Annotated in this window: 24 protein-coding genes; 8 read left to right on the plus strand and 16 right to left on the minus strand. The window is 69.6% G+C overall.

Translation table 11 applies throughout. From position 1 onward, the window contains the following. Entirely contained in the window at positions 1 to 1,359 is a 1,359-nt protein-coding gene (gene glnA / locus NBW77_RS11890) for a type I glutamate--ammonia ligase (protein ID WP_131747523.1), read from the minus strand. 226 nt (positions 1,360 to 1,585) lie between these two features. Here glnA and NBW77_RS11895 point away from each other — a divergent pair, with 226 nt between their 5' ends. Then, positions 1,586 to 3,457, plus strand: coding sequence for an NAD+ synthase (locus tag NBW77_RS11895; RefSeq protein WP_131747524.1), 1,872 nt, complete (start codon positions 1,586 to 1,588; stop codon positions 3,455 to 3,457). Here NBW77_RS11895 and NBW77_RS11900 read toward each other — a convergent pair. Further along, a complete protein-coding gene (locus NBW77_RS11900) occupies positions 3,443 to 4,138 on the minus strand; it encodes a TetR/AcrR family transcriptional regulator (protein ID WP_250279696.1) in 696 nt (231 codons plus the stop codon). The two genes, NBW77_RS11895 and NBW77_RS11900, sit on opposite strands and share 15 nt — an antisense overlap. 464 nt (positions 4,139 to 4,602) lie before the next feature. On the opposite strand from NBW77_RS11900, the gene panB reads away from it, so the two are divergent. Further along, positions 4,603 to 5,535, plus strand: coding sequence for a 3-methyl-2-oxobutanoate hydroxymethyltransferase (panB, locus tag NBW77_RS11905; protein WP_131747526.1), 933 nt, complete (start codon positions 4,603 to 4,605; stop codon positions 5,533 to 5,535). Between the two features lie 91 nt (positions 5,536 to 5,626). Here the strand turns inward: panB and NBW77_RS11910 are convergent, their stop codons facing one another. Both NBW77_RS11910 and npdG read right to left on the minus strand, forming a co-directional pair. Further along, positions 5,627 to 6,406, minus strand: a complete 780-nt coding sequence (locus NBW77_RS11910; RefSeq protein WP_131747527.1) for a helical backbone metal receptor — start codon at positions 6,404 to 6,406, stop codon at positions 5,627 to 5,629. 127 nt (positions 6,407 to 6,533) lie between these two features. Continuing rightward, positions 6,534 to 7,214: an NADPH-dependent F420 reductase gene (npdG, locus tag NBW77_RS11915; RefSeq protein ID WP_131747528.1), complete on the minus strand. Its 681-nt coding sequence runs from the start codon at positions 7,212 to 7,214 to the stop codon at positions 6,534 to 6,536. 465 nt (positions 7,215 to 7,679) lie between these two features. Between npdG and NBW77_RS11920 the strand changes: the two genes are divergently transcribed. Next, on the plus strand, positions 7,680 to 7,898 hold the full coding sequence (locus NBW77_RS11920) for a hypothetical protein (protein ID WP_131747529.1): 219 nt from the start codon (positions 7,680 to 7,682) through the stop codon (positions 7,896 to 7,898). 175 nt (positions 7,899 to 8,073) lie between these two features. Here NBW77_RS11920 and NBW77_RS11925 read toward each other — a convergent pair whose 3' ends face one another. Then, positions 8,074 to 9,171: a site-specific tyrosine recombinase XerD gene (locus tag NBW77_RS11925; protein WP_502799476.1), complete on the minus strand. Its 1,098-nt coding sequence runs from the start codon at positions 9,169 to 9,171 to the stop codon at positions 8,074 to 8,076. Positions 9,172 to 9,261: 90 nt separating this feature from the next. Between NBW77_RS11925 and NBW77_RS11930 the strand changes: the two genes are divergently transcribed. Together NBW77_RS11930 and NBW77_RS11935 are read left to right on the plus strand one after the other, a co-directional pair. Then, complete coding sequence (locus tag NBW77_RS11930; protein WP_131747530.1) at positions 9,262 to 9,867, plus strand: hypothetical protein; 606 nt, start codon at positions 9,262 to 9,264, stop codon at positions 9,865 to 9,867. Beyond that, complete coding sequence (locus NBW77_RS11935; protein ID WP_242605952.1) at positions 9,864 to 10,775, plus strand: PKD domain-containing protein; 912 nt, start codon at positions 9,864 to 9,866, stop codon at positions 10,773 to 10,775. The genes NBW77_RS11930 and NBW77_RS11935 overlap by 4 nt, the downstream gene beginning before the upstream one ends. Before the next feature lie 54 nt (positions 10,776 to 10,829). Here NBW77_RS11935 and NBW77_RS11940 read toward each other — a convergent pair whose 3' ends face one another. From NBW77_RS11940 to NBW77_RS11970, 7 genes are all read right to left on the minus strand, one after another. Beyond that, positions 10,830 to 11,507 (minus strand): NUDIX domain-containing protein, encoded by a 678-nt coding sequence (locus tag NBW77_RS11940; protein WP_131747548.1) that lies wholly within the window; start codon positions 11,505 to 11,507, stop codon positions 10,830 to 10,832. A gap of 11 nt (positions 11,508 to 11,518) precedes the next feature. Next, positions 11,519 to 13,300, minus strand: a complete 1,782-nt coding sequence (gene pyrG / locus NBW77_RS11945) for a CTP synthase (RefSeq protein WP_131747532.1) — start codon at positions 13,298 to 13,300, stop codon at positions 11,519 to 11,521. A 348-nt stretch (positions 13,301 to 13,648) separates the two neighbouring features. Beyond that, complete coding sequence (locus tag NBW77_RS11950) at positions 13,649 to 14,263, minus strand: malonic semialdehyde reductase (protein WP_131747533.1); 615 nt, start codon at positions 14,261 to 14,263, stop codon at positions 13,649 to 13,651. 298 nt (positions 14,264 to 14,561) lie between these two features. Continuing rightward, entirely contained in the window at positions 14,562 to 16,316 is a 1,755-nt protein-coding gene (gene recN, locus NBW77_RS11955) for a DNA repair protein RecN (RefSeq protein ID WP_250279697.1), read from the minus strand. Between the two features lie 68 nt (positions 16,317 to 16,384). Next, the gene (locus NBW77_RS11960) at positions 16,385 to 17,272 is read right to left on the minus strand and encodes an NAD kinase (protein WP_250279698.1); all 888 of its coding nucleotides are present in this window, start codon (positions 17,270 to 17,272) and stop codon (positions 16,385 to 16,387) included. After that, the gene (locus tag NBW77_RS11965; protein ID WP_131747534.1) at positions 17,269 to 18,156 is read right to left on the minus strand and encodes a TlyA family RNA methyltransferase; all 888 of its coding nucleotides are present in this window, start codon (positions 18,154 to 18,156) and stop codon (positions 17,269 to 17,271) included. The genes NBW77_RS11960 and NBW77_RS11965 overlap by 4 nt, the downstream gene beginning before the upstream one ends. 20 nt (positions 18,157 to 18,176) lie before the next feature. Beyond that, the gene (locus tag NBW77_RS11970; RefSeq protein WP_131747535.1) at positions 18,177 to 18,395 is read right to left on the minus strand and encodes a hypothetical protein; all 219 of its coding nucleotides are present in this window, start codon (positions 18,393 to 18,395) and stop codon (positions 18,177 to 18,179) included. Positions 18,396 to 18,843: 448 nt separating this feature from the next. Here NBW77_RS11970 and NBW77_RS11975 point away from each other — a divergent pair, with 448 nt between their 5' ends. After that, positions 18,844 to 19,182, plus strand: coding sequence for an SCP2 sterol-binding domain-containing protein (locus NBW77_RS11975; RefSeq protein ID WP_131747536.1), 339 nt, complete (start codon positions 18,844 to 18,846; stop codon positions 19,180 to 19,182). A 137-nt stretch (positions 19,183 to 19,319) separates the two neighbouring features. Then, positions 19,320 to 19,907: a hypothetical protein gene (locus NBW77_RS11980; RefSeq protein ID WP_131747537.1), complete on the plus strand. Its 588-nt coding sequence runs from the start codon at positions 19,320 to 19,322 to the stop codon at positions 19,905 to 19,907. 173 nt (positions 19,908 to 20,080) lie between these two features. Here NBW77_RS11980 and NBW77_RS11985 read toward each other — a convergent pair whose 3' ends face one another. The 3 genes from NBW77_RS11985 to NBW77_RS11995 form a co-directional block, all read right to left on the minus strand. After that, a complete protein-coding gene (locus NBW77_RS11985; RefSeq protein WP_165486209.1) occupies positions 20,081 to 20,428 on the minus strand; it encodes a hypothetical protein in 348 nt (115 codons plus the stop codon). Between the two features lie 103 nt (positions 20,429 to 20,531). Next, positions 20,532 to 21,686: an HAD-IIA family hydrolase gene (locus NBW77_RS11990; RefSeq protein WP_242605953.1), complete on the minus strand. Its 1,155-nt coding sequence runs from the start codon at positions 21,684 to 21,686 to the stop codon at positions 20,532 to 20,534. A gap of 50 nt (positions 21,687 to 21,736) precedes the next feature. Beyond that, positions 21,737 to 22,204 (minus strand): tetratricopeptide repeat protein, encoded by a 468-nt coding sequence (locus NBW77_RS11995; protein WP_131747540.1) that lies wholly within the window; start codon positions 22,202 to 22,204, stop codon positions 21,737 to 21,739. A 267-nt stretch (positions 22,205 to 22,471) separates the two neighbouring features. Between NBW77_RS11995 and NBW77_RS12000 the strand changes: the two genes are divergently transcribed. After that, a complete protein-coding gene (locus NBW77_RS12000; protein WP_250279699.1) occupies positions 22,472 to 23,779 on the plus strand; it encodes a DUF1015 family protein in 1,308 nt (435 codons plus the stop codon). 112 nt (positions 23,780 to 23,891) lie between these two features. Here the strand turns inward: NBW77_RS12000 and NBW77_RS12005 are convergent, their stop codons facing one another. After that, the gene (locus tag NBW77_RS12005) at positions 23,892 to 24,710 is read right to left on the minus strand and encodes a tetratricopeptide repeat protein (protein WP_131747541.1); all 819 of its coding nucleotides are present in this window, start codon (positions 24,708 to 24,710) and stop codon (positions 23,892 to 23,894) included. Between the last annotated feature and the right edge of the window lie 1,526 nt (positions 24,711 to 26,236).

A 26,236-nucleotide genomic window follows, 5' to 3' on the forward strand; every position in this document is an offset into this window, starting at 1 on the left:
TCACAGTATCGGCAGGTACCGATCGACTTCGAAGGGCGTGACCTGCCGCCGGTACTCGGCCCACTCGGCCCGCTTGTTCCGCAGGAAGAACTCAAAAAGATCATCACCGAGCGTGTCGCGCACCATGGCCGACTTCTCCATGGTCACGATCGCCTCCTCCAGCGAACCGGGCAGCGCCGTGATACCCCGCTCACGCCGCTGCGACTCGGTCAGCGTCCACACGTCGTCCGCGGCCGGCGGCGGGAGTTCGTAACCCTCCTGGATGCCCCGCATACCCGCGGCGAGGATCAGCGCGAAGGCAAGGTAGGGATTGCAGGCGCTGTCCGGCGAGCGGTATTCGATCCGCGTCGTGTTCGGCTTGTTCGGTTTGTGCAACGGCACCCGCACGAGGGCGGAGCGGTTGTTGTGCCCCCAGCACACGTATGCCGGTGCCTCCAGCACCTCACCCGCACGCTGATCGCCGACAATCCGCTTGTAGGAGTTCACCCACTGGTTGGTCACCGCCGTGATCTCGGCCGCGTGGACGAGGAGACCCGCGATGAACGCCTGGGCGACCTTGGAGAGATGGTAGGTGTCGGTCGGGTCGTGAAATGCGTTCCGATCGCCCTCGAAGAGGCTGAGGTGGGTGTGCATGCCCGACCCGGCCTGATCGCTGTAGGGCTTGGGCATGAAGGTCGCATAGACCCCCTGGCGGAGGGCGACCTCCTTCACCACCTGACGGAAGGTCATGATGTTGTCGGCGATGGTGAGCGCGTCCGCATACCGCAGGTCGATTTCCTGCTGCCCGGGCGCCACCTCGTGGTGGCTGAACTCGACCGAGATCCCCAACCGCTCCAGAACCCCGATGACCTGCTGCCGGAAATCATGGCTGATGTCGTTCGGAGTAAGGTCGAAATAACCCGAATCGTCAACCGGCGGGGGTACCGGAGCGCCACGCTTCGGCGATTCGCGCAACAGGAAGAATTCTATCTCGGGATGGGTGTAGAAGGTGAACCCGGCATCCGCGGCATTGGCCAGCGTCCGCCTCAGGACCCATCGCGAGTCCGCCGGGGACGGCCTTCCGTCGGGCATGACGAGATCGCAGAACATTCGGGCCGTGACCGGATTGTCACCACGCCAGGGCAGCACCTGGAAGGTCGACGGATCCGGTTTCGCAAGCATGTCCGCCTCGTGCACCCTCGCGAAACCCTCGATGGAGGAACCGTCGAAGCCGATGCCCTCGGCGAGCGCCCCCTCAAGCTCCGCCGGCGCGATCTCGACGGACTTCAGCACCCCGAGCACGTCGGTGAACCACAACCGGATGAACCGGATGTCACGTTCCTCCAACGTACGCAGGACGAACTCCTGCTGCTTGTCCATGGCCGCCTCCGCGCCGAGGGGTTGGGCTCGCCTCAGGACCCGTCTGGTGGATCAGTGGGCGGGCGAGGGTTCTTGGGCATGTCCAGGAGGACCATAGCGACTGGCCTGCCCGAACGCTCCGACGTTGCCCACCGGCAAACGAATCGGTAACCCCACGTTACCTTCGGATCCGGACCGGGCAGGAGCAAGGACGATCGGTGAATCTTCGTCCGGCTAGGCTGCGCATATGGCCCAGTTGCGTGTCGCGCTCGCCCAGGTCAACACCACAGTCGGCGATCTTGAAGCCAACGCGGACCTGGTGAGCACCTGGACGAGACGGGCGCTGCGGTGTGGAGCCCACCTGGTGGCGTTCCCGGAGATGACACTCACCGGATACCCGGCCGAGGATCTCGTCCTGCGCCGGTCGTTCACGCAGGCGTCCCGTGACGCCGTCGACCATCTTGCCGGACGCCTGGACGACGAGGGCGCCGGTGAACTGGCCGTGATCGTCGGCTATCTCGATCGTTCCCGTAATCCCACGCCACGTCTGGGTCGTCCCGCCGGTGAGCCGCAGAACGCCGCGGCGGTGCTCTGGCGGGGCGAGGTCGTGGCCCGCTACGCCAAACACCACCTGCCGAACTACGGCGTGTTCGACGAGTTCCGCTACTTCGTTCCCGGCTATGACTTCCCCGTGCTCCGCATCCACGGAGTCGATGTCGGGCTCACGATCTGCGAGGACCTCTGGCAGGACGGTGGACCCGTCGCCGTCGCCCGCACGGCCGGGGTCGGGCTGCTGGTGTGCCTCAACGGATCCCCCTACGAACGGGGTAAGGCCTTCCAGCGCGACGAGCTGTCCGCGACAAAGGCCCGGGAGGCCCGGGCCGCGCTCGCATACGTCAACCTGGTCGGCGGCCAGGACGAGCTCGTCTTCGACGGCGGCTCACTCGCGGTGGACGCAACCGGCCGGCTGCTCGCCCGCGCCGGACAGTTCACCGAGACGCTGCTGACCGTCGACCTCGACCTGCCTTCCGGTCCGGCCGACCCGCCCGGCATCGACCCGGTGGACGCCGGCGACGGCACCGTGATGTCGGTGACCCGCACCGTGCTCACGAGCGAACCCGTACCGTCCTACCCACCGCAACCGCCTGTCGTGGCGCACCGGCTGGAGCCCGCCGCCGAGCTGTACGCCGCGGTGGTCACCGCCACCCGCGACTACGTCCGCAAGAACGGGTTCGGGTCGGTCGTACTCGGGCTGTCCGGCGGTATCGACTCGGCACTGGTCGCGGCGGTCGCGGTGGACGCCCTCGGCGCCGACCGGGTGCACACCGTCGCAATGCCTTCGGTGCACTCGTCGACCGGATCGGTGGACGACGCGGCGGAGCTGGCGCTGCGCACCGGTGTCGTGCACACTGTGGCCCCGATCCAGCCGGTGGTCGACGCTTTCCACGCCGCGCTCGCCGCTACCGGCGGTCTGGGTGGTCTCGCCACGGAGAACCTTCAGGCCCGGGTTCGCGGCACACTGCTGATGGCACTGTCGAACACCCATGGTCACCTTGTTCTGACCACGGGCAACAAGAGTGAACTCGCGACGGGATTCTCCACCCTCTACGGAGACAGCGCGGGCGGGTTCGCACCGATCAAGGATGTACCCAAGACCCTCGTGTGGGAACTCGCACGGTGGCGCAATGCCGAAGCGGTCCGCCGCGGCGAGACCCCACCCATCCCAAAAGAGATCATCATCAAGCCGCCGTCCGCCGAGCTTGCTCCGGGCCAGCTCGACTCGGACCGGCTCCCGGACTACTCGACGCTGGACGCGGTACTCGACGACTACGTGGAGCGCGACCAGGGCCGGGTCGAACTGATCACATCCGGTCATGATCCGGAGACCGTCGAACGGGTAATCCGACTGGTGGACCTCGCCGAGTACAAGCGCCGGCAGAACCCCCCGGGGCCGAAGGTGACGTCGAAGGCGTTCGGCCGCGACCGCCGGCTGCCGATCACCTCCCGCTGGCGCGAGCGCGGAACCCCGTCGCCGAACACCGAACCGCCGAACCACCCGACGCCGAACACCGACGCGCCGCTCGACGGCGGTATGGACGGTGCGTCAGCCCGCGGCTGACCGACCGGCGGGTCCGGGTCCGGGTCCGGGTCCAGAACGTCGGACGATCCCCCGCAGGACGGTGTCGACCACGCCCGCGACCCGGGAGCCGCTGACATCATGTGAATGACCGGTGTACTGCCAGTACGCGACAGGTCCGATCAGCATGTCGGTGACCAGGTCGATATCGATATCGGGGCACAGCTCTCCCGACACGACGCCGCCACGCAGCACGGTGGCGACCCGTTCCCGTGCCGGCGCCATGACACGTTTGCGGTAGGCCTCGAACAGGTCCGGGTGGGCTTCCTTCTCGGCCAGCAGCCTCGGCATGATGCGTCCGGACAACGTCTGGATGTTGTGCCGGCGCACGGTGTTGAGCCAGGCGACAAGATCATCTCGTAGTGACCCGGTCTCCACCCCACCCGACACGTTGGCCAGCGTCCGCAGGGCGTCCGAGACCAGCGCGTCCTTACTCGGCCATCGCCGGTACACCGTTGCCTTGCCGACTCCGGCCCGGGCGGCGACCGCCTCCATCGACAACCCGGTGAATCCGCTGTCCGCAAGCGCCTGCAGCGTCGCACTGATGATCGCATCGTCACAGCGGGTGTCGCGGGGGCGTCCCGGTGTACGGAACGGCATGCCGGTTCCCGCCGACCGCGCCGAGCCGGGGGCACGCCCGGCGGACATCGTCACCGCGCACACCGTGCCGCGCATCCTCCGACGAGATGGCCGACCCGGTCGCCTCGCGCGACACGGCCTACCGCCCGGACCCGCCTACCTGCCCGGATCTGCCTGTGCACACCGTTGCCGGGCCCACTGCGCCGCGTCGGTCTGTGCTGCATCGGTCTGTGCTGCATCGGTCTGTGCTGCGTCGGTCTGTGCTGCATCGATCTGTGCTGCATCGATCTGTGCTGCATCGATCTGTGCTGCATCGATCCCGCCGTCCGCCGTTTTTGGGACGCCTCAACAATCCAAGATCGAAGCTTACGGTGAGCCGCGCTCACACGCATCCGTTTCATTGCCCCGCCCACGCCGTCACCATCCGTGTGCCCGGTCAGACCGGCAGGAAACGGCTGGTAGCACGCACGGCGCTACCACCGGAGCGGTGGCAGCATGGTAGGCACGCCGGGACGCGCCAGCGCCTGGACGGACTCACAGGAGATCGGATGGAAACCACAGCAGAGGTGTGTTCCCAGGTCACTTCAGTGGCCGCGGAGGCGACGCTGTACGGTGCGCCGACCGCACCGGGCGTTTCGACGACACCGGCTCGGACCACCACGGCCGGCGGCGCCTCGCCGCGCCGGGGCAGGACCACCGTCCGGGATGTGCAGGCGTCCAAGGACCGCGCAGAGAAATGGGCGATGCTCACCGCCTACGACGCGACCACGGCTCGGATCTTCGACGAGGTGGGCGTGCCCGTACTGCTCGTCGGCGACTCGGCGGCCAATGTCGTCTACGGCTACGACACGACCGTCCCGGTCACCATGGAGGAGATGCTGCCGCTCGTACGGGCGGTCGTGCGCGGCACCACCCATGCGATGGTCGTCGCGGACCTGCCGTTCGGCTCCTATCAGGGGTCCGTCGAGCAGGCACTGGCCAGCGCGGCGCGTTTCCTGAAGGACGGAGGCGCCCAGGCGGTCAAGCTTGAAGGCGGCGTCCGGGTGGTACCGCAGGTCGCCGCGTTGGTGGCGGCCGGCATCCCGGTCATGGCCCACCTCGGCCTGACCCCGCAGAGCGTGAACGTCCTCGGCGGCTACCGGGTGCAGGGACGCGGTGACGCGGGCGAGGCCCTGCTCGCGGACGCACTCGCGCTGGAGGCGGCCGGCGCGTTCGCCGTCGTACTGGAGGTCGTCCCCTCCGACCTGGCCTCCCGGGTGAGCAAGGAACTGACAGTCCCGACCATCGGCATCGGAGCCGGCACGGACTGCGACGCGCAGGTTCTGGTCTGGCAGGACATGGCGGGGCTTACCGAAGGCCGGCCTCCCCGGTTCGTCAGGCGCTACGCCGACCTACGTTCGACGCTGACCGAAGCGGCACTGCGGTTCGCCGAGGATGTCCGCGACGGCACCTTCCCCACGATCGAACACAGCTACCAGTGAGGAGACTTCCCCCGTCCTGACGGGTGCATGCTCTGCCACCTGATCGCGGCCCCACGGGTGGACGCCGAGTTCCCAGCCCGGCTCCACCCGGTCAGGGCCGTGCGATGACGGGCTGGGCGAGCTGGGCGTCGAGCACCGCGCGGGCCGACACCAGGGACGGCCCGTACCAGGTCAGGTGACGACCGGACACACACGCTGTCGTCATGCCTGCGAACGCCTCCGGGCCGTCGGTGGGACCGAACGGATACGGCTCGTCGGGCAGCACCACCAGATCGCATGCCGGCATGTCTTCCAGGCGTATCCGGGGATAACGCTGCGGGTGGTCGGCCAGCACGTTGTCGATCCCGAGCCGGCGCAGGACGTCACCGCTGAAGGTCTCGCGCCCCACGGCCATCCAGGGCCGTCGCCACACCGGGACGAGAGCCGTCCGCCGCGGGCCCCGGTGCGGCACCGCCCACGTCCGCACCGCGGCGTCCAGCCACGTCGGCCGGTCAAGCCCACAGCCGTGACACAGCATCCGGTCGAGGCTCACCAGCGCGGCGTCCACGGTGGTCGGCGCGGTCACCCACACCGGGATCCCTGCGACGCGCAGCGAGTCAAGGTCGACGGCCCGGTTCTCCTCGGCGTTGGCGCATACCACGTCAGGAGCAAGCGAGATGATCCGTGCGACGTCCGGGTTCTTCGTCCCCCGTACCCGGACCACCTCAAGTTCGGTCGGGCGCACGCACCAGTCCGTCGCCCCGACGAGGAGTCCGGGCGCGGTCACCGCGATGGCTTCGGTGAGGCTCGGGACGAGCGAGACCACCCGGGTGATCCGGCGAGGCACATCCACCTCAAGCCCCAGATCATCAATGACGCCCATGGCCACCATCGGCTCCTCCGGTACGTACCCCCACGACGCCCGACCCCGGAAGCAGGGTTCCCTGAAGATCACCGAAGGCGACCACCGGAAGATCCTTCACCATCGCCGGACACCGAAGGCAATCTTCAGGGGAAGCTCAGATGTCGGTGACCCGCAGACCCGCGTGTACCTTGTAGCGCCTGTTCACCGAGATGAGGTTGGCGGTCAGCCCCTCGACCTGCGCGGCGTTGCGCAGCTTGCCAGCATATACCCCGCGCATACCGGCGATCCTGCTCGCAAGGGCCGCGACGGTGTCCGTGGCCTGGCGGTCATCGCCCAGTACGAGGATGTCGGTGTCGACCTCGTCGACCGTCTCATCGGCCAGCAGCACCGCGCTGACATGGTGGAACGCGGCAACGACCGTGCTGTCCGGCAGCAGCGCGGCGGCCTGCTGGGCGGCGCTTCCCTCTGGTACCGCAAGCACGAACGCGCCGCCCTTGTCGAAACCCAGCGGGTTGACGCAGTCGACGACGATCTTCCCTGCCAGTTCGGAACGCAGGCTGACCAACAGTTCCCCGTGGCCGTCCCAGGGCACCGCGACGATCACGATGTCGCCCTTGGCCGCGGCGGTGGAGTTGTCCGCGCCGACGACAGGCAGGTCGGCCGCGCTCAGTTCCGCGGCAGCCTCCTGCGCACGCTCGGCGGAACGCGAACCGAGCACGACCTGGTTGCCTGCGATGGCGAACCGGCGGCCGAGTCCGCGGCCCTGCGGGCCGGTCCCACCAAGAATGGAGATCGTCAACAGCGAGACATCAGGTAGATCACGAAGTGAACCCATAAGCGCATCCTGCCGCACAACCCGCTTTCGGGGCGCTCCGATCAGAACCCACCGATCGCCGTCGGCGACCATTGCCTGGTTTCTGGGCACCGGGCCGCGCGTTGAGGATAACCCCACAGCCGGATTCACCTTCAGGCACCCCCGCCGTCCGGCGGCAAAGCCGATAGGAGACTATACCTACACAACATGACAGCTACGGGTTTAGATCGTTCCGCGGAAGGTTGGCAAACGCCGGGGGCCCAGTCTTTTCGGAGACGTAGCCGTACCGACCAGGCAAAGGAGCGGTGGAAGGTGAACGACGGACGCAACTCCATGACTGCGACGCTTCGCGAACGGGATATGACATTGCGTGATATCCATGGTGGTATGGGGAGCCCCGGGCGCACGTCGTTCGACGACGGGTCGTACCGTTCCATTCCACGGACAGCGGAGAGATCTACGGAGTCAGGCGGGAGAGGTCGAGCAATGGCGGACGTATCGGTTCGCTTCGCGATGACGAACGACAGCGAAGTGGTGCTCAACCTGTCGCTGCCGCAGGCACTGCGCCTGATGGAGGCGATCGCACGCAAGGTCGGCGAAACGCTGGCCGAACGCAGCACACAGAACGTGGGTGGCGTGGGTGGTGTTCCCGCACCGGCTCCGTCCAACGGCATGCCGAGCCTGGGGCCCTACACCCCGTCCTAGCACTCCAGCCGTCGCCCCGGCGGCGGCTACGGATGGCCACCCGGGTGTGACCGACCGGCTGTGGTGGTTGCGGCAACCACCACCTGGCCGGCTGTCGCCCTTGCCGAGTTGTTGCCGAGTTGTTGCCGGACGAACGGCTCCCGGCCCAACGGCTGCTGGGCAGACCTCGGTGTGGTCAGCCCCGGACCGGTCGATGGCTGCCCAGCGCGCGTGGGTGCGACGTCGCATACACCTCACGGAGCCGGTCCACAGTCACCAACGTGTAGATCTGGGTGGTGCTGACCGACGCATGACCAAGTAGCTCCTGCACGACCCGCACATCCGCGCCACCGTCCAGCAGGTGCGTCGCGAAGGAATGCCGCAGTACATGCGGTGACACACCCTCGACACCCGCCGCGAGTGCCGCGGTCCGCAGCACCGTCCAGGCGCTCTGCCGCGACAGGCGGTTCCCCCTGCGGGACAGGAACACCGCCGGGGACGCGCGCCGACTCGCCAACACGGGACGGGCCCGGGTCAGGTACGCCGAGAGCGCCTCCCGGGCATACCGGCCGAGCGGGACGACCCGGGTTCGACCGCCCTTACCTTGCAGGCGCACCGACGCCGCATCCAGATCAAGGTCGTCGACGTCGAGGCCCACCGCCTCGGAAATCCGTGCGCCCGTGCCGTACAACAGCTCCAGCAACGCAACCGCCCGATCCCGCCGGCTGCCTTCCACGGGATCGGAACCGGCCGGTCCGGCCGCGGCGGCGAGAACAGCCGCTACCTGGTCCACCGTAAGCGCCCTGGGTAACCGACGTGGCGGGGTCGGTGGCCGGACCGGCTGGGAGACGTCGGTGCTCACCTCACCCTCCTGCGTGGCAAAGCGATGCAACGCCCGGACGGCGACCAGCATCCGGGCCACCGATGACGCCGCGAGCGGCGGATGCCCCTGCGCGCCCTCGCGCAACGTGGCGGCGAACTCGGCCACCTCGGACTCGTCCACGTCCGCCAGGGACCGCACCCCGCGCGCGCCAAGGTGCTCAAGGTAACGGCGAAGGTCACGCCGATACGCGAGGAGGGAGTTGCGCGCGAGCCCGCGCTCCCCTTCCAGGTGATCGAGAAAGCGCTCGACCACAGGCCCCGGGTCAACCGAACCGCTCACCGGCGCGATACCAGCACCATGCCAACCCCATGAACCTGGGCCGGCCGGACCCCACGGGTCGAGAACCCGCCCGGTATGCCTGCGCTCACCATCGACGTGAGTGTAGGTGCCTTCGGGGACCGTGGGTGCCATTGGACGACATCCCCCGGCGAGGCGGTGCGGCGCCTGTTGTTCGGGGGGCCCGTTCCGCGCCGGCAGCAATATGCGGTTATCCTCCGATGCATGCGGACAGACAGCAAACCGTCACGGTATGTCTTGTATCTGCTGTCCGCTGCCGTCATCATGGTGACGACCGGCTGCGGTAACGGCACGAACGTCACCGGTGCGTCCGCTCCACCCCAGGCACCGGCACTGCAGTCGGCCGGCGATCGGACCGTGACCGCCGGGCCACCGACCACAGCGCCGGCGCAGTCCGGTGCCGCCAGCACCGATCCCACCCGGGCGGCGCTGGCCACGGTCAACGCATACTTCGAGGAGATCGACAGAGCCAGTCTGGAGGGACGGGTGGCGGACGTGACCGCAACCGCCATGCCCGGATGCCAGACGTGCATGCTCGACATCGAGGCGACCCGCACGTTCCATGCCCGGGGCGTGCACGCCGATGTCGGCCCTCTCGCAGTCGGTCCGGTGACCATGGGTCCACTCGGAGACAAGATGATCACCGCGCGGATGACTGTGACGATCAGGGCCATCCACCTGCTCGACGCGGCCGGGCACACCATCGAGTCCCAACCCGCTCAACCACCCCGGGCAGCCACCGCGACGCTCTCGCTGACCGCCACCGGATGGCGCATCGAGAACGTCCTGTACTCCAGAGGGCCGTCATGACCGGATATCGGTGTCCACGCGTACGTCGAAATCCACGCGTACGTCGAACGAACATCCTGCGGCTGCTGGCGGTCGGCTTGTTCGTCGTCACGGTAAGTCTGCCGACGGCGACCTCCGTCGACGCGGCGCCGGACGCCCAGCGGACAAACCTGATCTGCTCGACGCCGTGGGGATCCTGCGACACACGCGCCACCGACAACGGCTACATCTACACCTTCAGCGACGGACGGCTGAAGCGGACGCCTGCCACCGGGGCGGGCACCACGGCGCGTGCCGGAGTAACCGATCCATGCCCGGACTGCTCCGTACCGGTCGACTTCTGCAATCTCAAGCCCCAGGAGGCCCTCGCCAACTTCCAGAATGCCCTGTGGGCGGCCTTCCCGGACGCGGCGATAGCGACGAACGCGGGGTGCGACCCGGCCGCCGCGCCCGGCGCACCCCCGACCCTGCCCCAGGTACAGGCAGCACTCGTGAACTACCTGCGGGAACAGGCGCTGCCACGGCCCACGCTCGTCATCCAGCCGAACGGGCGAAGTTTCGCCAACCTCCTCACGGTCCTCTACACGCCGGTCCCCCCGGCCTTCACCTTCAACGTCGACCAGCCCGTGCTGGCCACGATCAGCGCGGTGCCCCACTACCGCTGGGACTTCGGGGATGGCACGTTCGGCCAGGATGCACCCGGCCGCCCCTACGATCCGGCGATCTCGCCCAAGGACCACCCCGACGCCTACGTCGCACATGCCTACGCCCGGCCCGGCACCTACACCGTCACGCTGACGGTGACCTGGGCAGGCACGTTTGCCGTGCCTGGTGTCGCGCAGGCGTTCCCGCTCGCCCCGGTCGTCCTCGCCGTGAACGCGGCCATCGTCGTCGACGAGGCCACCGGGGTTCTCACCGGCAACGGCTGACGGCACACGGGTAACAGCGCGCGGGTGATCAGCGCGCGGGATCAGCGCGCGGGATCAGCCGGCGCCGGGACGGTCCTGCCACGGCGCGTCCACCGGACGCAGCGAGTTGAATCCGTCCGCCCGTGCCGTCGCCGCCGCGAGCAGCCCGACCACGGCCATCGCGTTGGTGATCGAGCCGGACAGGACGCGGGCCACGGCCTCGTCGAGGTCCACCCGCGCCGTCCGCATGTCCGCTTCTTCGTGGACGCCGACGTGCCGGTCCACGGCCGGGATCTCCACAAGATCACGAGCGAGGAAGACCCGGTACGCCTCGTCGGTCATCCCGGGCGAGGCGAGGACGTCGACCAGCAGATCCCACCGGGTGGCGGTCAGGCCCGCCTCCTCGGCGAGCTCGCGGGCTGCCGCCTGCGCGGGCGGCTCCCCTGCCACGTCCAGGATTCCGGCGGGCAGCTCCCACAGCGCCCGGCGGACCGGATGGCGGTACTGATGCACCATCACCACCCGGCCGGCCTCGTCGAGCGCGACCACACCGACGGCTCCCGGGTGCATGACAATGTCACGCTGGGACACGACTCCGTCCGGCATCCGCACGATGTCCCGGCGAACCGCGATGATCCGTCCAGCGAAAGTGACCTCGCTGTCCACAACCTCGTAGTGGTGTCCGGTTTCGGACCGGTAGCCGGTCCCGTCGTCCGCCGTCACCCCATCGGCGATCCCGTCATCGGCGGTCATGTTGTGGGCGGTCACGACGACACCAGCTCCTCACCGTTCATGCCGGTGGACGGCGACTGGCCGCCCACGGTCCCGATTCCGGGGTTTCCGATTCCGGGGTCTCCGATTGTGCCGTCCCGGATTCCGGCCGGGACCTCGACGGGCAGCACCCCGGTGCGTTGCTCGGCATGGGTGACCGCTGCCGCGGCCAGCCCACGAAACAGCGGGTGAGCACGGGTCGGCCGGGACCGGAACTCCGGATGCGCCTGCGTACCGACGTAGAAGGGATTGACCTCGGGCGGAAGCTCGACGACCTCGACGAGCCGACCGTCCGGCGACGTCCCGGAGATCACCAGCCCGGCCGCGGTGAGCCGTTCACGATAGTCGTTGTTGACCTCGTAACGGTGCCGGTGGCGCTCGCCGACCTCCGCGGTCCCGTACACCCGTCGAGCAAGCGTCCCGGGCACCAGCGCACACGGGTACAGCCCGAGGCGCATCGTGCCGCCCATGTCCCGCTCGCCCGCGACCACCGCCCGCTGGTCCGCCATGGTGGAGATCACCGGATGCGGTGTGTCCGGCTCGAACTCGGTGGAGTTCGCGTCCACGAGCCCGGCCATGTTGCGGGCGGCCTCGATCACCATGCACTGCAGGCCCAGACAGAGACCGAGAGCGGGGATCATGTTCTTCCGCGCGTGCCGCAACGCTTCGATCTTGCCTTCGATCCCGCGGATGCCGAAGCCGCCCGGGACGAGCACCCCGTCCACCCCGTCCAGCGCGGCGGCGGTGGTCTCCGGGGACGAGCAGCAGTCCGCCGGCACCCACCTGATCTCCACCCGGGCGTTCACCGCGAACCCGCCCGCGCGCACCGCCTCGGTCACCGACAGGTAGGCGTCCGGCAGGTCTACGTACTTGCCGACAATCGCGATGGTGACCAGCCCGGCCGGGCAGTGGACCCGGCGCAGCAGGGTGTCCCACTCGGTCCAGTCGACGTCGCGGAAGGGCAGGCCGAGACGGCGGACCGCGTAGGCGTCGAGCCCCTCGCGGTGCAGCACCTTGGGAATGTCGTAGATGGAGACCGCGTCCGGCGCCCCGACCACGGCCTCGTCGTCCACGTCGCACATCAGCGCGATCTTGTTCTTGAGCGCATCCGGCAACGGGCGGTCCGAGCGGCAGACCACCGCGTCCGGCTGGAGGCCGATACTGCGCAGCGCCGCGACCGAGTGCTGTGTCGGCTTGGTCTTGAGCTCTCCGGACGGAGCGAGGTAGGGCACCAGGCTCACGTGGACGGTCAGGACGTTGTCGCGTCCCACCTCGTGGCGGACCTGCCGGATCGCCTCCAGGTAGGGCAGCGACTCGATGTCACCGACGGTTCCGCCCACCTCGGTGATGACCACGTCCACCGCGTCGGTGGCAAGCCGACGGATCCGGTCCTTGATCTCGTCGGTGATGTGCGGAACGACCTGCACGGTCTGCCCGAGATAACCGCCGCGGCGTTCCCGCGCGATCACCTCCGAGTAGACCTGGCCGGTGGTGACGTTGGCGCTGCCGTCCAGATCGACGTCCAGGAACCGCTCGTAGTGGCCGATGTCGAGATCGGTCTCGGCACCGTCGTCGGTGACGAAGACCTCCCCGTGCTGGAACGGGTTCATCGTGCCGGGGTCGACGTTGAGGTATGGATCAAGCTTCTGCATGGTGACCCGGAGGCCACGTGCCTTGAGGAGGCGACCGAGGCTGGAGGCGGTAAGCCCCTTGCCGAGACTGGAGGCCACACCTCCGGTCACAAAGATGTGCCTGGTCACGTGCGCCTGCGCCACGCTGAGACCCTTCCGTGGGTATTGCCAGCCGGACCGTACCCGGCCAGTCCACGGGATTTCACGGTAACACCCCTGCTCCCCGCCCGCCTCGACCACGTCCGGCAGATCCGTACCCACCAGTAGGCCCATACCGTCCGTCACTGGGACGGAAGGGGGATTCGTACCGCTGATCGATCGGGCACGTGTCACCGCAGCCCTGCCCGCCTACACCATGGGCGGCGAACTCGGGGCCGGCGAACTCGGGCTGGTCCTCGTCGGCCGGCACCGCGTTCTCGGTCGCGACGGCCAGATCGTCCACCGGAACGCGCCGGTCGCACAGGGGCAGGGTGCGAGTGCGGGAAACGGGCGTCAGAGAACCGAGACGACCTGCTCGTAGTCCAGCCGTGGGCTGCGGCCGAACCACGGGTTCTCTCCGGGCCTGCCAATGTTGATCACAGCCAGGGTGCGCAGTGGCTGGTCGGCGAAGAACTCCTTGTCGACGGCGGCGGTGTCAAGGCCCGTCATCGGGCCGGCGGCGAGCCCCACGGCACGGATCCCCAGAATGAGGTAACCGATCTGCAGGCCGGCGTTGAAGCGCGCGGTCTGCTCGCGGGCGACCGGCTCGGTGAAGAAGTCCCTGGCGTTCGGCAGATGCGGGAAGACCTGCGGCAGGTTCTCGTGGAAGTCGACATCCGCGGCAACGATGGCCACCAGCGGCGCGGACTGCGTCTTCGTCTGGTTACCCGGGCTGAGGTGCGGTACCAGCCGCTCGCGTGCCTCGGACGAGCGGACCAGGACGATCCGCAACGGCTGCGCGTTCATGCTGGTCGGCGCCCACTTGACCAGATCGTAGATAGCGCGGACCTGCTCATCGGACACCGGCTCGTCACTGAAGGTGTTCGCAGTTCGGGCCGTGTGGAACAGCAGATCCGCAGCAGCGGCATCCAGCACAAGAGCGCTACTGCCGGTATCGGTGATGGTCATTAAGGTAGGGACTCCTGATAGTCGATGGTTGCCATGAGGCCCGGCGATCGAGGCCAAAGGGCACGCGATCACTGCTCCTCTCACGCGCCCGGGGGCCTCAGGGGATACTGCTTGAACACACAAGTACACGCCCAGCGTCCCCACACCGCTGTGACCTTCGCCTCGGTTCCGGTTCCCGGCTCCAGGTGCGCTCTCGACGGACCGTGTAGGTCATTTCCGTTGTCATAGCGACGGTTTCCACCTACAGCTGGCGGGGTTCACCATTCGATGCCGGCCCACGATGAAGAGACGGTCCGGGCTACCGCGCCTTGTCGGCGGCGTTCTTGTCGGCGGCGGCGTTGGCCAGCAGCTCCTCGGCGTGGCCACGCGCCATCGTGCTCTCCTCGACGCCGGCGAGCATCCGGGACAGTTCCCGCACCCGGCCGGCGTCGTCCAGGGTCACCACACCGCTGCGGGTCACCGAACCGTCGTCGGCCTTCGTCACCACCAGATGGCGGTCGGCGAAGGCCGCCACCTGCGGCAGATGGGTGATGCAGATCACCTGGTGGGTCCGGGCGAGCCGGGCGAGCCGCCGCCCGACCTCGACCGCGGCGCGTCCACCCACCCCGGCGTCCACCTCGTCGAAGACCATCGTCGTGGTCACGTCGCCGGCGGCGAGCACCACCTCGATGGCAAGCATCACCCGGGACAGCTCGCCACCGGACGCCCCTTTATGCACGGGACGTGACGGCGCTCCCGGATGCGGCACCAGGCGCAGTTCCACCTCGTCGACCCCGGTCGGCCCGTAGGCGACCAACTGTCCGTCGACGGGGATGCCCACGGGATCGGCACGCCGGGAGACCACCGCCTCGACCCGCGCCCTGGGCATCGCCAGGACCGCGAGCTCGGTGGCCACGGCCGCGGCGAACCGGTCCGCGGCGGCGCGGCGAGCCGTACTGATCTCATCCGCATGCGCGGCGAGCTCGGCCACCAGCCGGTCGCGTTCGGACGTCAACGCGCCGACCCGGTCCGTGTCGGAGTCGAGCTCGAGCAGCCGCCACCCGGCCGTCTCGGCCCATGCCAGAACCCCGGTCAGATCTGTACCGTGCGCGCGGGACAGGCCCAGCAGTGCCGCCTTACGGTCCTGGGCGGCGGCGAGGCGGACCGGGTCGGACTCGACCCCGGCAGCGTAGGAGGCAAGGTCCGCGGCAACGTCGGCGAGCAGCATCCCCACCTCGTGGAGACGGCCGGCCAGGTCCGACAGGTCGGGATCGAGGGACGCCTGCGCGGCGACGATGCGGTGCGCGGTGCCCAGCAGGTCGGCGGCGCCCGGCGTACCGTCACCGGTCGCGGGGTCGCTCACCAGCACCGCGTGGGCGCTGCTCGCCGCCGCCACCAGCGTTTCGGCGTGTTCCAGCCGGGACAGCTCGGCGTCTAGCGCCGTGTCCTCACCGGGTGCCGGGTCGACCCGTTCGATCTCGGCAAGTCCGATCCGCAGAAGCTCGGCCTCGGTCGAACGCTCCCGGGCCCGTTCGACGATCTCGGCGAGCTGCACGGAAACCTTCCGCAGCCGCGTGTACGCGTCCGTGTAGACCGCCAGCGGCCGGGCGACCGCGTCACCCGCGAACCGGTCGAGGGCGGCGCGCTGCTCACCCGCCCGCAGCAGCCGTTGCTGGTCGGACTGGCCGTGCACGGCGATCAGGCCGTCGGTGATCTCGGCGAGGACGGTGGCCGGGACCGCTCGCCCACCGACATGCGCGCGGGAGCGTCCCTCGGCGCTCAGCGTCCGTCCGATCACGAGGCCGTCGTCGTCGCACTCACCGCCGACATCCCGGACGCGTTCGACCACCGGACCGTCCGACGCGACGACCATCCGCCCGTCGACGAACGCCCGGGCCACCCCTGGGCGGACCAGGCCGGCGTCGGCCCGCCCACCGGTGAGCAGCCCGAGACCCTGGACGATCATGGTCTTTCCGGCTCCGGTCTCACCGCTGACCACGGTCAGACCGGATGCCAGCTCGAGCACGGCGTCGTCGATGACTCCGAGGCCGCGGATGCGAATCTCCTCGAGCACAGACGTGACTCTATGGCGTGTCACGTCCGCGGTGACAGTCACACCCGAGATGAGCCGTCAGTGCCGGGTCAGGTCCTTGTCCGCCCCCGCCATCCCGACACCGGCAGGCCGAACTTCGCCACCAGCCGGTCCGTGAACGACCGCGGGTGCACCACTGCGAGCCGCACCGGGCGGCGTCCCCTCGTCACCTCGACCCGGGAGAACGCCACGACGTCCACCGACCGCCGGCCGTCGCAGGACAGTACGGCCGGGGTCGAGGGCAGCACCTCCACGGCGACCGACGACGTCGGAGCCAGCACCAGCGGTCGGGCGAACAGGGCGTGGGCACTGATGGGCGCGACCAGCAGGGCTTCGACGCCCGGCCACATGACCGGGCCGCCGGCCGAGAACGCGTAGGCCGTGGACCCGGTCGGTGTCGAGCAGATCATGCCGTCGCATCCCCACCGCGACAGCGGGCGGTTGTCGACCTCGACGATGCATTCCAGCATCCGGGACCGGTCGACCTTCTCCAGGGACACCTCGTTGAGCGCCCAGCCCTGGTAGGTCAGTTCACCGCGGTGGCGGACGGTCACGTCGACGGTCATCCGTTCCTCGACCTGGTAGTCCTTGCGGACGACATGGTCGACGGTGGACTCCAGCGCGTCCGGTTCGGCCTCGGCGAGGAAACCGACGTGGCCGAGGTTCACCCCGAGCAGCGGGGCCTCGGCGCTGCGGGCGAGTTCCGCGCCCCGCAGCAGACTGCCGTCCCCGCCGAGGACGAGGACGAGTTCAACCCCGAGCGCGGCGGCGTCATCCGGGGGGACGACGTTCTCGCAGTGCAGGTCGAGCAGTTCGGCCTCGTCCCGCAGGACCCGCGGAGCGACCCCCGCGGCGACGAACTGGTCGAGAACCCGCTGCGCGATCTCACGCACGACCGAACGGCGCGGATGGATCACCACCAGGACCTCCCGGCTCATCCTCGGTCCTCATCCGGCTCGACGGAACCGTCCGGCCGGGAAGCCTCGCCGCGCGCACCGGGACCGGCGGGGCCGGCTGCGACCGCGGCGGTGATCGCCTCAACGAGCCGCGGCCCGGACAGGAACGGAACGTTCCCGGTAAGCCACAGCAAATACTCGACGTTGCCCGCCGGGCCTGGCAGCGGGCTCGCGACGACCCCGCGGACACCGAGCGACAGCCCGGCCCCGGCCGCGGCCACCTCCCGCACCGCCCATTCGTGCAGGGTCACGTCCCGCACCACCCCGCCCGGTCCGAGCCCCGCACGCCCGACCTCGAACTGCGGTTTGACCAGGACGACGAAATCCGCGTCAGGCCGGGCGCACGTCCGCAGCGCCGGCAGCACCAGCCGCAGGGAGATGAACGACAGGTCGGCGACGACCACGTCGACCGGTTCCCCGATGTCCTCGACGGTGAGGTACCGGACGTTGGTGCGCTCGAGCACGCGGACCCGCGGGTCGGTACGCAGGTTCCACGCCAGCTGGCCGTATCCGACGTCGACCGCGACGACCTCACCGGCACCGTGGCGCAGCAGGACGTCGGTGAAGCCACCGGTGGACGCCCCGGCGTCCATGCATCGCCGCCCCGCCACCCGCAGGGGTGGATCATCACCGCCGAAGGTGGACAGGGCCGCGAGCAGCTTGTGCGCGCCCCGCGACGCATAGCCGGGATCGTCGCCGGCGACGATCACAATCGGCGTCGCGTCGTCCACGACCGTCGCGGGTTTGGTGGCCGGACGCCCCGCCACCCGGACACGGCCCGCCGTGATCGCCTCGCCGGCCTGCTCCCGGGAACGCGCGAGGCCCCGCCGGACGAGTTCCCGATCCAGCCGTGTCCTGCGGACCATGACAGAACGCCTCGTCCCACTCACGCTGATGCCCGGCCGGACTTGTCGGGCGGACGCGGCGGGCCGGGCATCCCCGACCGCGAACCGGTGGGCGCGACCCCGTCAAGATCCGACAGCACGCCGTCCAGGAGCCGGTGGACCTCCTCGAAAACAGCGACGTGCGCTGACACCGGCAGTGCGGGCAACCGGTCCACCTGGGCGAGCGCGCCACGGACATCGTCCGGGACGTCAACGGTCATGAGGTGTTCCTCTTCCGTAACAGCGACGGCAGGGCCGTCACCCCGCGGCACGCCGCTGTCGTCCCATCCAGCATGCCCGGATCCCGTCCGCAGTGGTGACCGTTGCGGACAGGTACACCGCGTGCACGTGTTTCGCCTCGGCGCGACCGGTGGCCGCCGGTCGCGGATTCACCCTCGAGCCGTGTCGAAGACCCACCGACCGACCCACGAAGACTAGCCTCCTGGACAACGGACCGCCGTTCGTCATGGCGACGTCATGCCGGTGACATGTCACCGGGACCACCATCGGCAACGGAATGGTCGACGGCAAATATGATCAACGGTGGTGCGGTGCGGTGCGCGATGGCCTAGCCACTCGCTGACAGGCCACCGGTGGCGGCCCCGACCCTCGTGGGGAATGCTGCCTCCCCGGGGGACACGGCCCAGCGGAAGGGAGGAACCGGCCGGCATGGCGACCACGCAGCAGTGCGCGGCGGCGTTACGCACGCTGGCGGACCGGCTCAACGAACTCGCGGACGACCGCGTGCGCGGTCTGACGCCCGATCGCACGATCGTGTGCCGGATCCCCGATCTGGGGACGAGCTTCTCCGCGGAACTCCGCGGCGGCAACCTCCTCGACATCGACGAGGGCGAACGCGAAGCGGCCCAGGTGACGTTCACCGTCAGCAGCGACGATCTCATCGCCATGGCCGACGGAAGCCTCCGGTTCACCTCGGCCTGGTCGAGCGGCCGGCTGAAGGTGGACGCGAGCATCCGGGATCTGCTGCGGATGCGCTCACTGCTGTAGGGCGATCCGGCGTCCGCGCTGGGCTGCGCCCGGACCTGTGACGGGGTGCTGGCAGACTCGGTTGACGTGACCGACGGGTCCCGGTTTCGGCGGGTGGGCGGCGACCCACCGTCTTTCCGGCTGTCCAGGTCGGCACCGTGAGCGCCGGGCCTTCCCTCGGGTGGCATGCCTACGTCGACGAGACGGAGTCGGACAGCCGGCTCGACCCGAATACCTACATGCTCGCCGCCGCAGTGGGGGATACTGACAATCTAGGACAAACACGTAACATAATGCGGGAACTGCTGCAGCCCGGGCAGCGCAAGCTTCACTGGCGCGACGAGTCCGACAGGCGCCGTCACGCCATCATCGAAGAGGTGGCCGGGGCACCTGTCGAGCACCTGGTGGTCGTCTACGACGGGCGGCAGGGTGAACAATCCGAACGCCGGCGGAAGCAGTGCCTGAAGCGCCTGTGCTACGAACTCGACCAGATGGGCGTCATACGGATGGTGTTGGAATCCCGGGGACCGGCAGACGACCAGCGCGACTGGAAAATGATTGACGTTCTCCGCGCAATCAAGGCCGTGTCCAGTGTCCTACGGATGGATCATCTCCCCCGGCCCGGCGGAGCCGCTGCTGTGGCTGCCGACGCCGTCTGCGGGGCGATGACGCGTGCCCGCACCGGCGAGCCGGCGTTCGTGAAGACGATCGAGTCCCGGCTGACGATCATCTCGATCGGGTACTGACGGAGGGTAGACAGCGCGAAGCCCCAGGCCCTGTCGTCCGGCAGGATCTCCCGGGGCTCACTTCCGTACCCACCGCGATAGGACGGCGTCGAGTTCAAACTCGACGTCCGGCTGCCGGTCGTCAAGTTTCGCCGAGTCGGCCGCTCATGCTGCCAGTGCCAGACATGGTGAGGTCAGCCGGTGGTCCATGCCACCCACTCGGTGCGGCTGATCGTATGGACGGCGCTGTCGGTGCCGTGCAGCACCTCGTAGTGGTCGAGCCTCATGCCCAGTTTCTCGGCGACGCTCTGTTCTGGATCGTCGACGGGCCCGCCGAGATTGTGTCCGCGATCAGGGGTGGCTCCCATCCCGGCCGCAGGTTGGAGATCCTCTCCGGCGTGCTCGGGAGCGCGGTCGGCTGGCTTGTTGGCGTCACCACCGACGACACGCAGGTCGTCCTGCGCCACGTCCAGATCGCTTCCCTCGAGATCTGGCTGCCGCTCCTCGGGATCATCATCACCGCCGTCGGCGTCAGGCAACACAACGCGGTACCGCGACTACAACCCGGAAACTCAAGACCCCGTGCCCGCGCCAGGCCGTAGTACAGGGCTGTAGGGGCCATCTGCTCCGGACGTCGAACGGACGCTAACCAAGATCGGCACAGCCGGGCGGCCTGGTACCGGCCAGCGCCCGGACGGGAGCGCCCCGGTCCGCCGCGGCCCACCCGGCGGCGCACGCTGCCCGCAGGGCGTCCAGCCCGTCGTCCGGTGGCATGCCGTCAGCTGACAAAACGCCGTCCACAGTGCCGCGCGTACCGCCTGCCCGGGTCGTCGGCCCTGCTCGGCGCCAGGTCAAGGTCGAATCGCGCACCTGCGCGACCCAGCTGCCGCACACCGCCGACACGTCGTCAGAGCGCGGGCCGCCGCCCACTTCCACCCCCTGCGGCGGCACCCCATCACCGTTCACCACGACGCTCGGGTGGCCGGCGAACAGGCCGCGCAGGTCGGCCGACAGGTAGGTGGGTCGGTACAGCGGCTCGGCGCGCAGAAGGTCACCCGGACCGACTACCCCGGTCAGCACCAGCAGGGACGGTGTACCCGAGCGGACCGCGGAGGAGATGTCGGTGTCCAGGCGATCTCCGACCACCAGCGGGTAGCGCGCCCCACTGCGGCGGACCGACTCCTCGTGCAATGCCCGCTCAGGCTTGCCGACCACTATCGGCTCGGAACCGGTCGCGGTACGCAGCATCGCGACCAGTGAGCCGTTACCCGGCATCAGGCCACGTTCGGTCGGCACGGTCGCATCGGCATTGCTCGCGACCCACACCGCGCCAGCCCGGATCGCGAGGGCCGCCTCGGAAAGCCGGGCGTAGTCGATGTCGGGGTCAAATCCCTGGACCACCGCGGCGGGCTGCTCCTCGACGGTCGCAACAGGCCGCAGGCCCACGTCGTTCACCGCGTCGCGCAGCCCCCGACCACCGAGGACCAGGACAGCAGCACCGCCGGGCAGACGTGCGGCGAGTACCCGGGCGGCGGCCTGCGCCGAGGTGATGACATCGGTCGGGACCGCGGGCACGCCGAACGACGCCAGCCGGCGCGCGACCTCGTCCGGCGTGCGCAGGGCGTTGTTGGTCACGAACACCACACGCATCCCGTGGGCGCGGGCGGACGCGATCGCCCGCGAGGCGTGTGGCACCGCTTCGGATCCGCGGTACACCACGCCGTCGAGGTCCATCAGGGCGACGTCAAAGGCGTCGACGAGCACGGACGGCGACGCCGACAGCGGATGCGACGAGCCCATCGGGCACATCGGGCCCCTGCTTTCCGTCACGGCCGGGTTGCCGTAGCCGGTCATGGCCGGTTGAGGGCGGCCCGGGCACCCCGCAGGGCCTGGCCGTAATGCCGGAGGTCCGGACGCATCGCCGCGGCGAGTGCCAGATGCTCCACGGCGGCGCGCAGGTCGCCCGTTCGGCGGGCCGCCATCCCGAGCCCGAACTGCGCATAGTCGTCCGCCGGGTCGTGGTCGACTATCCAAGCGAAACTCTCCCGAGCGGCGCGGTACTGGCCGGCGTCGAACTGAGCGCGGGCCAGCGCCTCCCGGACACTGCGCGAGCCCGGTTCCGCGGCCACCGCATGAGCCAGCAGCTGCACGGCGGCGTTCGCGTTGCCCCGATCGAGCAGGGCGATCCCCCGGGTATACCAGTCGTAGACCTCACCACCGGGGCTGCCTCCACCGGGGCCGGTGCCGGCGGACGACAGCCACCCGCGAGACGATCCACCTGGTTCACCGGCCACCGGTCCATCGTGCCCACCCGACATCCGCGCCTCCCTCGTTGTCGCTGCGTCGCACCTGCCGTATCGCCATATGGTGGAAATCACGCCTGCTGTACGGCGCCTGCCAGACCACCGACGCGCACGTCAGCCGACGCCGATGGCGGCCGGACGTCTAGTTGATATGCTCCGCCTCCCAGTGTCGCCGGAAACAGGGTTACGCTCCCACCGATCGCACTGATCGGTTTCCCTGCACACGCACCGTTGCTCGACCGGGTCCGAGCACCTGTGCTGGTAACCCCATACGATTCGGGCATGGGTGCTCCCGATCCGGTCCTGCCGACGCCCGACGGGCTGGTCCTCTCGCCGTTCCGGGCACTGCGGTACGCGGTCGGTGACGGTCCCGACCTGGCGGCGCGAACCGCCCCGCCGTACGACGTGATCGACGATGCCGGGGTCACGGCGCTGGAGGCCACGCATCCCCACAACGTCGTCCGGCTGATCCTTCCCCGTGACATCGACGAGGGCTCCCCCGCGAGTCGGTACCCCCGCGCCGGGGACACGCTGCGTAAGTGGATTTCCACCGGGGTCCTGCGTCGCGACGAAACCCCCGCGCTGTACGTCTACGAGGAGTCGCACGGCGGCCACATCCAGCGGGGTCTGGTCGGTGCCGTCGCTCTCGCCGACCCGGACGCGGGGATCATCCTTCCCCATGAGAACACGATGGCGGGCCCGGTCACCGACCGACTCGCCCTGACCGTCGCCACCGAGGCGAACCTTGAGCCGATCTTTCTGCTGTACGAAGGTGGCGGGGCCACCAGCCAGATCGTCTCGGCCACCGTCACCACCCCACCGCTGCTGACCACCACGACCGACGACGGCGTCTCACACCGGATCTGGGCGCTGACCGACCCGGACATGCTGACCCGCATCGCCGAGGACCTGCACGAGCGACGGGCGGTGATCGCCGACGGGCATCACCGGTATGCGACCTACCGCCGCTATCAGGCGGACCGGCACGCCGCCGGGGACGGCCCGGGGCCGTGGGACTTCGGCCTGGCGTTCCTCGCCGACGCGCGGGTGTCCGGGCCACAGGTCCACGCGATCCACCGGGTCGTGGCCGGCCTCGATGTCGTCGAGGCAGCCCACCGGGCCGCCCCGGCCTTCCGGGTAACTGCCATGGACGCCGTCGGAGACCCGACCGGGGCGGATCTGCTGAGCGAACTGGCCAAGGCCGGCCAGGACGGCCATGCCTTTGTCATCACTGACGGCCAGGTGGCGTTCCTGCTGACGGATCCGGATCCGGCGCTGCTCGCGGAGGCACTACCAGCGGACCGGTCCGCCGCCTTCCGCGGGCTGGACGTCACCGTCGCGCATCTCGCACTGATCGTGAAGGTCTGGGGCCTGGCGGACACCGAGGACGTGGTCGGCTACCGTCACGACGCCCCCGCCGCCATCGCGGCCGCTGTCGAGACGGGCGCGACCGCGCTCCTGCTGAACCCGACGCCGGCAGCGGATGTCGCCGCCGTGGCTGCCGCCGGCGAACGCATGCCGCGCAAGTCCACGTTGTTCACCCCCAAGCCACGAAGCGGCCTGCTGATCCGTCCTGTGGACGCGCAGTAGTCCGGGCCACCTGCTGTGGTTCGGATCAACCGCCATATTCCCGATTAACAGATCCGGCGCCGGGCATCATGCCCGGCGCCGGATGCTTGCTGAAGTCAGGAACCGGCGGAGGTCAGGAACCGGCCTTGTCCGCGGTCGGGTCCGGCTCGCCGTCGTCGAGCAGCGCGGCCCGGTCGGCGGCGTCGGTCTCGCCGGCCTCGTCAATGGTCGCCGCCGAGGTGAACCAGCGCGTCGCGTCGGTGGGACGGCCCGCGGCCAAAAGCGCCTCAGCATAGGCGTACCACAGTCGCGGGGTCCATTGCTTCAGCCCGGATGCGGTCACCTCGTCCTGCAACAGCAGGACCGCTGCCTGCGGCTCACCCAGGTCGCGGCGTGCCCCCGACAGGACGATCAGCAGCTCGATCCGGCCTGCCTCGTCAAGTTCGGCCGCACCCGGATCGCGGGCGAGCAACAACGCCCGCTCGGGACGTCCGAGCCCCCGTTCCACGTCCGCCATCACGGGAAGGTGTCGCGGGGAGCCGTCGATACGGCGCGCCGCACGTAGTTCCGCGAGCGCCGTGGTGAATTCCCCGGCGTGATAGGCGGCGAGTCCGACCGCTTCGCGCACAGCGGCGATACGGGACGCAAGCACCGCGGCAGCCCGGGCGTGCTCAAGCGCGAGCGCGGGATCCTCGTCGAGATGGATACCCGCGGCGACCAGGTGCCGGGCGACGGTCTCGGCAACCGAGATACCGAGACCTCGCAGCTCCCGGGTGATCTCATGGTCCAGCAGTTCGGCGCGGGCGGTGTCCGGGAGCGCCGGCGCGGGCAGCCGTCCCGGTCGCTGTGTGCGTCTGCTCCCCGTGTCGCGAGCCGTTCGTCCGCTGGCATCCGTTCCGCTGTCGGTACCCGTCGGACGATTTCGAGGAGCCCCTGTTCCGGCGGAGCCCACCGCACCACCGCGGCCGGCGGTGGGCCTGGCGCGCTCAGGTCCCGACGATCTCGATCCGGTCGGTCTGCCCCCACGCGTACGCGATTCCGGCGTGCCGCGCCCGGACGTCCCCTGCCTGGACGCGCCGCGGTCAGGTGCACCCGAACGCGGTGCGTTGCGTCCCGGCGTGCCCTGTCTGCTCATCTCGGAGGGGGCTGAACCCGACCGGTCCGCAGGAGCCGTCCGTCCGTCCGATCTCCGATCGCCGCCCGGACGCTGCGCGCCCCGCTCCCGCTCCCGGGAATCACGGGAATCACCCGAGCGCCCCGGACGCTGCGAGGTCTCACCCGACGGCGTCCGCCGCTGCGGGGCAGATCCGCGGGAGTGGTCAGCGGGCCGCTCCCCAGTGCTACGGCCAGGGGAAGGGGCAGCGTAGCGATCGGAAGCGGACCGGCCAGCAGCCGTCCTCGGAGCCACCGCGGCAGGCGGCGTACGACGTGTGCCGTCAGCTCCACCTCGTCGATCGGTGAAGCGATCGTCGGCGCCACGGCTACGGACAGGCCCATCACCCCGGGATGCCCGAGAGGGCGCCTCACCTCGAGACACCCGGGGCGGCTGTGCGGAGCGCTCGCCCGTGGGCCTGCCGAACGACCTGCGGTCATCCGAACCGCGGCCACGCTCTGCGGCTCCGGCACGTGACGGCCCGAAGCCTCGGTCCCTCTCCGGCCCCCGTTCGCTGCCACCCCGCCCGCGAGAAACGGACGAATCACGCCACGTCCGATCACCCGACGTCCGATCACCCGACGTCCGAGGCGATGCCGCCGACCCGTCGCTTCTGGACCCCTGCCGTGCCCACCTCTCGGCAGCGTTCCCCTGCCCGGCAGGCCGTTGCGCGGCCGGGCGTTGCCTGCTTTCCGGATGTTGCGCGGATTCCGTGCGCCCCGCCCCGCTCTGCCGGTGCCCTCCCCGGTCAGATCCGCGGAACTCGCGCCTGTCCTCAGCGGGCTGCCGCGCTTCGCCACGCGCACCCGCACCCGCACGGGTACCCGCCGGGCGAAGTGACCTACGGCCACCTTCATCGTTCTGCACCCGGGGCCGGGATCCGGGCCCACCCCGGACACTCGACCCGTACTCCGACGGGCGGTCCCCACCGGAGGAGGATCGCCGGGCAGGGTTGCCGTATGTGGGGCGACCGTCCGCCGATGACTGGTCGCGATAGCGGCCCTGCTGACGTCCACCCTGCTGACGTCCACCGGTGGTCCCGGCCTCACGTCGGGCCTCGCGGGCCGTACGCCAACGCTTCTCCGCCAGGCCGTCACCGGAGGACCGGGCATCCCGCTGCGTACCTGCGGAGCGACGAGCCGGTGTCCTCGTTCCTGAAGCCCCCGCATGTGAGCTTGTTGCTGAAGTGGTTGCCTGGGTCGCGCTGTCGCGCTGGCTGCGACGGGGACGACCACCGTCGCCCTTCTTGTTCTCCACGTCGCTGCCTCCCTCGGCCCGCGCCATTCGCGTCCGTATCGGTGCCGGTCTCTCCGGGTAACACTCTT

It is taken from the genome of Frankia sp. Cppng1_Ct_nod (assembly GCF_920656135.1).
GTDB lineage: Bacteria > Actinomycetota > Actinomycetes > Frankiales > Frankiaceae > Protofrankia > Protofrankia meridionalis.

Bases quoted from the DNA above. Each gene is read 5' to 3' on its own strand.
- glnA (WP_131747523.1), bottom strand. From the start codon at position 1,359: ATGGACAAGCAGCAGGAGTTCGTCCTGCGTACGTTGGAGGAACGTGAC.
- NBW77_RS11895 (WP_131747524.1), top strand. From the start codon at position 1,586: ATGGCCCAGTTGCGTGTCGCGCTCGCCCAGGTCAACACCACAGTCGGC.
- panB (WP_131747526.1), top strand. From the start codon at position 4,603: ATGGAAACCACAGCAGAGGTGTGTTCCCAGGTCACTTCAGTGGCCGCG.
- NBW77_RS11910 (WP_131747527.1), bottom strand. From the start codon at position 6,406: ATGGTGGCCATGGGCGTCATTGATGATCTGGGGCTTGAGGTGGATGTG.
- npdG (WP_131747528.1), bottom strand. From the start codon at position 7,214: ATGGGTTCACTTCGTGATCTACCTGATGTCTCGCTGTTGACGATCTCC.
- NBW77_RS11920 (WP_131747529.1), top strand. From the start codon at position 7,680: ATGGCGGACGTATCGGTTCGCTTCGCGATGACGAACGACAGCGAAGTG.
- NBW77_RS11925 (WP_502799476.1), bottom strand. From the start codon at position 9,171: ATGGCACCCACGGTCCCCGAAGGCACCTACACTCACGTCGATGGTGAG.
- NBW77_RS11930 (WP_131747530.1), top strand. From the start codon at position 9,262: ATGCGGACAGACAGCAAACCGTCACGGTATGTCTTGTATCTGCTGTCC.
- NBW77_RS11935 (WP_242605952.1), top strand. From the start codon at position 9,864: ATGACCGGATATCGGTGTCCACGCGTACGTCGAAATCCACGCGTACGT.
- NBW77_RS11940 (WP_131747548.1), bottom strand. From the start codon at position 11,507: ATGACCGCCGATGACGGGATCGCCGATGGGGTGACGGCGGACGACGGG.
- NBW77_RS11950 (WP_131747533.1), bottom strand. From the start codon at position 14,263: ATGACCATCACCGATACCGGCAGTAGCGCTCTTGTGCTGGATGCCGCT.
- NBW77_RS11960 (WP_250279698.1), bottom strand. From the start codon at position 17,272: ATGAGCCGGGAGGTCCTGGTGGTGATCCATCCGCGCCGTTCGGTCGTG.
- NBW77_RS11965 (WP_131747534.1), bottom strand. From the start codon at position 18,156: ATGGTCCGCAGGACACGGCTGGATCGGGAACTCGTCCGGCGGGGCCTC.
- NBW77_RS11970 (WP_131747535.1), bottom strand. From the start codon at position 18,395: ATGACCGTTGACGTCCCGGACGATGTCCGTGGCGCGCTCGCCCAGGTG.
- NBW77_RS11975 (WP_131747536.1), top strand. From the start codon at position 18,844: ATGGCGACCACGCAGCAGTGCGCGGCGGCGTTACGCACGCTGGCGGAC.
- NBW77_RS11990 (WP_242605953.1), bottom strand. From the start codon at position 21,686: ATGGGCTCGTCGCATCCGCTGTCGGCGTCGCCGTCCGTGCTCGTCGAC.
- NBW77_RS11995 (WP_131747540.1), bottom strand. From the start codon at position 22,204: ATGTCGGGTGGGCACGATGGACCGGTGGCCGGTGAACCAGGTGGATCG.
- NBW77_RS12000 (WP_250279699.1), top strand. From the start codon at position 22,472: ATGGGTGCTCCCGATCCGGTCCTGCCGACGCCCGACGGGCTGGTCCTC.